The organism is Stenotrophomonas sp. HMWF003 (assembly GCF_003061285.1).
In the GTDB taxonomy this organism is placed as follows: domain Bacteria; phylum Pseudomonadota; class Gammaproteobacteria; order Xanthomonadales; family Xanthomonadaceae; genus Stenotrophomonas; species Stenotrophomonas maltophilia_AP.
The window spans coordinates 1-4,251 of sequence record NZ_QAIW01000101.1 but is presented as its reverse complement, the minus strand read 5'-3'; the positions used below and the strand labels follow the sequence as shown (position 1 = coordinate 4,251).

Annotated in this window: 5 protein-coding genes and 1 pseudogene; 5 read left to right on the top strand and 1 reads right to left on the bottom strand. The window is 69.4% G+C overall.

The window, feature by feature from the left end; genetic code table 11:
- A pseudogene (locus tag DBR34_RS22110) lies at positions 1-962 on the top strand (M23 family metallopeptidase); the annotation flags it as partial.
- Between the two features lie 6 nt (positions 963-968).
- On the opposite strand, the gene DBR34_RS04105 reads toward DBR34_RS22110, so the two are convergent.
- Positions 969-1,343, bottom strand: coding sequence for a YciI family protein (locus tag DBR34_RS04105; protein WP_128095819.1), 375 nt, complete (start codon positions 1,341-1,343; stop codon positions 969-971).
- A 201-nt stretch (positions 1,344-1,544) separates the two neighbouring features.
- On the opposite strand from DBR34_RS04105, the gene DBR34_RS04100 reads away from it, so the two are divergent.
- The 4 genes from DBR34_RS04100 (at position 1,545) to DBR34_RS04085 (ending at position 4,173) form a co-directional block, all read left to right on the top strand.
- Entirely contained in the window at positions 1,545-1,964 is a 420-nt protein-coding gene (locus DBR34_RS04100) for a YciI family protein (protein ID WP_128095818.1), read from the top strand.
- Between the two features lie 27 nt (positions 1,965-1,991).
- Positions 1,992-2,414 (top strand): VOC family protein, encoded by a 423-nt coding sequence (locus DBR34_RS04095; RefSeq protein WP_128095817.1) that lies wholly within the window; start codon positions 1,992-1,994, stop codon positions 2,412-2,414.
- A gap of 42 nt (positions 2,415-2,456) precedes the next feature.
- Complete coding sequence (locus tag DBR34_RS04090; RefSeq protein ID WP_128095821.1) at positions 2,457-2,846, top strand: VOC family protein; 390 nt, start codon at positions 2,457-2,459, stop codon at positions 2,844-2,846.
- Between the two features lie 64 nt (positions 2,847-2,910).
- A complete protein-coding gene (locus DBR34_RS04085; RefSeq protein ID WP_128095816.1) occupies positions 2,911-4,173 on the top strand; it encodes a sigma-70 family RNA polymerase sigma factor in 1,263 nt (420 codons plus the stop codon).
- Positions 4,174-4,251: the final 78 nt, after the last annotated feature.

Sequence of the window (4,251 nt, the reverse complement as noted above, 5' to 3'; positions counted from 1 at the left end):
GGCCGCTGTCCCCCCAGGACGGGTGGCATGAAGTGGTGGGCACGCTGGGTGAGGTGCGCGGCAACTTCAGCGGTGAGAGCCGCCACCACCTGCACGGCGGCTTCGATATCCGCGGCGATGTCGGCCAGCGCGTGCTGGCCATCGCCGATGGCAAGGTCGACAGCGCCTTTGCCAGCTGGTCGGTGGGCGGGCAGGCCGAAGGCATGGCGCTGGGTCGGCTCAAGTACATCCACATGCAGGTGGGGCGCGACCCGCGTGGCCAGCCGTTCGACGCCCGCTGGCAGCAGGTGCTGGACATGGACGGCAAACTGGAACGGGTACGCGTGCGCCGGGGCACGCGCTTCCATGTGGGCGAGCCGCTGGGCAGCATCAACCGCATGGCGCACGTGCACCTGAGCGTGGGCGCCAGCGGATTCGAGCGCAACGCGGTGGCGCTGGGCTTTGTCGGCTACGCCGATGCGTTCGCACCGCGCATCACCTCGGTGGAAGTACTGGACGACCAGGACCTGCCGATCAAGGCCGTGGGCACAGCGCCGCTGGTGGTGCCACGGCAGGGCCCCGGCGTGCAGATCGTGGTGGAAGCGTGGGACCAGGTGGACCGCAACCTGCCGCGTCGTCGCCTGGGCGCCTACCAGGTGGGTTACCAGATCCTGGATGCACAGGGCCAGCCGCTGGCCGGGTACGAGCAGCCGCGCTTCAACATCGTGTTCAACCGCATGCCGCCGCAGGACAGTGCCACCGTGGTGGCCTATGCACCGGACAGCGGCATCACCGTGCACGGCAGTGCGGTTACACGCTTCCGCTACCTGGTAACCAACACGGTGCGCGATGGGCTGGTGGAAACTGGCCGTTGGCGGCCCGACGCGCTGCCCGCCGGCGACTACGTGATCCGGGCCAGCGTGCGCGACTACAGCGGCAACGAGGGCGTCGGCGCGCGCGATCTCAAGATCACGCTGTTGTAGCGCGTCTCAGGCGCCGACGCGTTCGCGCTCGGCGTCCATGTCGGCCAGCGGCCGCACCTCGATGCTGCCAAAGCGCGACCACGGGAACTGCCGGGCGATGCGCAGTGCATCGTCGTGGTCGCGCGCGTTGATCAGGTTGAAGCCGGCCAGCAGTTCGTGGGTTTCGGCGAACGGCCCGTCGGTGATGCGCTCCTTGCCCTGGCGGGTGCGCAGGGTACGGGCGCTGTGTACCGGCTCCAGTTTCTGCGCCAGCACCAGGGTGCCGTCGGCCTGCAGGGCATCGGCGTGCTGCAGGCAGTCGTGCATCAGGCAGTCGTATTCCTCGCCGGGCAGGGCCTGCAACAGGCCGTCGTCGATGTAGATCAGCAGCAGGAATTGCATGGCCGGCAGGCTCCGGGGCAGGGGCGGCCATGATGCCGCAGCCGGCGCATCCGTGCTGTTGCAGCGCGGCACGCGGCGCCTGTTCAGGCGGCTCCGCGCGGCGGCGGAAATTATTTTTGCCGACGTGTCGATTTCCGGCGCCCGGCTGCGTTGTATCCCTTGAAGGGCCCACCAACCGGGCCCGCCCTGAGGGAAACACCGATGAAAGTCATGGTACTGGTCAAGGCGACCCCGGAGACCGAGGCCGGTGAGATGCCGACCGAGCAGGAAATCCGCGCCATGGGCGCCTACAACGAACAGCTGGTACAGGCCGGGATCATGCTGGCCGGCGAGGGCCTGCACCCCACCTCACGCGCGCGCCGCGTGGCCTTCGGGGCGCAGCCGCCGCGGGTGATCGATGGCCCCTTCGCCGAGACCCGCGAACTGGTCTGCGGGTTCTGGCTCTGGCAGGTGCGCTCGCTGGACGAAGCCACCGAGTGGCTGAAGCGTGCCCCGTTCGGCCCCGGCAGCGTGGTCGAGCTGCGACCGATCTTGAGCGCCGAGGATTTCGGCGAGGCCTTCACCCCCGAATTACAGGCGCAGGAACAGCGTCTGCGCGAACAGATCGGCGCCGCCGACTGACCCACCCGACTTCCCTGGAGCACTCCCATGAAACTGATTCCGTTCCTTGGCTTCAACGGCAAGACCCACGAGGCCATGGCCTTCTACGCGCAGGTGCTGGGCGGCAAGGTCACCTCGGAAATGAGGTACCGCGACATGCCGCCGATGGAGAACACCGACGGCTGCGGCGAGATGCCGCCGGAAACGCTGGACCACGTGGCGCACAGCCAACTGGAAGTGGGCAGCGCGATCCTGATGGCCGCCGATGGCCCGTCCAGCGGCGGGGAAAACAGCACCACCATCAACATCGACGTGGACACGGTGGAAGAGGCCGAGCGCGTGTTCAAGGCGCTGGCCGACGGCGGTGAGGTCAAGATGCCGATCGGCGAAACGTTCTGGGCCCACCGCTGGGGCTTCCTGATCGACCGCTACGGCAAGCCGTGGATGGTCAACTGCATGAAACAACCCTGATTCCACACCCCTAAGGATGGCACCGTGAGCGATTCCCCGCAGATGATCTTCGTCAACCTGCCCGTGCGCGACCTGGAGGCGTCCAAGACGTTCTTCGCCGCGCTGGGCTACACCTTCAACCCGACCTTCACCGACGCCAACGCGGCCTGCATGATCATCAGCGACAGCATCTTCGTGATGCTGCTGGTGGAGTCGTTCTTCCGCGGCTTCACCCCCCAGCCGATCAGCGACGCGCGCCAGCAGACCGAGGTGATCACCTGCCTGTCGGCGACCAGCCGCACGGCGGTCGACGCGCTGGTGGACAAGGCCCTGAAGGCCGGTGCCAGCGAGCCGATGCCCGCGCGTGATTACGGCTTCATGTACCAGCGCGGCTTCCAGGACCTGGATGGCCACCTGTGGGAAATCGCGCACATGGATGGCGAACCCGGCTGACCGGAACAAAGCCTGCCCGGCGGCGGGCTTGTACCGGCCTGCCGCCAGTGCTTTGATCGCGCGCATGGATAACGCCCTGTCGCACCGCTTGGACACCCTCTGGCGCATGGAGTCGCCGGCCCTGATCGCACGCCTGGCGCGGATGCTGCGCGGCGACGTGGGGCGTGCCGAAGAACTGGCCCAGGACACCTGGCTGGCCGCGCTGGAGCGTTGGCCGACGCAGGGGGTTCCGGACAACCCGGGAGCGTGGCTGATGACCACCGCGCGCAATCGCGCCATCGACGTGTTGCGCCAGCACCAGCGCGTGGCTGGCCAGCATGCGCTGTGGGGCAGCGAACTGGAGCCGCAGCCGTTGCCGCTGCCCGACGACAGCGATGCGCTGCAGGACGACATCGGCGATGACCTGTTGCGCCTGATGTTCGTGGCCTGCCACCCGGTGCTGTCGGCCGACGCGCGGGTGGCGCTGACCTTGCGGCTGCTCGGCGGGCTGACCACCGACGAGATCGCGCGGGCGTTCCTGCAGCCCGAACCGACCATCGCCCAGCGCATCGTGCGCGCCAAGCGCACCCTGGCCAGCAAGCAGGTGGCCTTCGAAGTGCCACGCCAGGCGGCGTTGCCCGAACGGCTGGGGTCGGTGCTGGAGGTGGTCTACCTGGTGTTCAACGAGGGCTACACGGCCAGCGTGGGCGACGACTGGATGCGCCCGGCGCTGTGCGACGAAGCACTGCGGCTGGGGCGGGTGCTGGCCAGCCGGCTGCCGGCGTGGCCGCAGGTGCACGGGCTGTTGGCGCTGATGGAACTGCAGGCCTCGCGCGCAGCGGCGCGGGTGGATGCGCACGGCACCCCGATCCTGTTGCCCGAACAGGACCGCGCGCGCTGGGACTGGCTGCAGATCGCACGCGGGCAGGCCGCGCTGGCCCAGGCCATGGCGCTGGGCGGCAGCGACGATCCCTATGTGCTGCAGGCGGCAATTGCCGATTGCCACGCCCGCGCGCGCCGCGTGCAGGACACCGACTGGGCGGCGATGGCGGCGCTGTACCAACGGCTGGCCGAGCAGCAGCCATCGCCGGTGATCGAATTGAACCGGGCCGTCGCGGTGTCGCGCGCGCAGGGCGCGGCCGCGGCATGGCCGTTGGTGGAGCAGCTGGCGCAGGACCCGCGCCTGGACGGCTATGCCCCGCTGGCGGCGGTGCAGGGCGACCTGCTGCTGCAACTGGGGCGCGCCGATGAAGCCCGCGCGGCGTTCCTGCGTGCCGCCGGCCTCACCGCCAACGCCCGCGAACAGGCGGTGCTGCGGGCACGGGCGCAGGCCGTTCCGATCGCATAACGCCGCCGCCGACGCCGGGCTCCGCCCGGCTGCCGTTGCGTTGCGCGGTTTGGGGTCAAGGGCAGCGGGGCAGAGCCC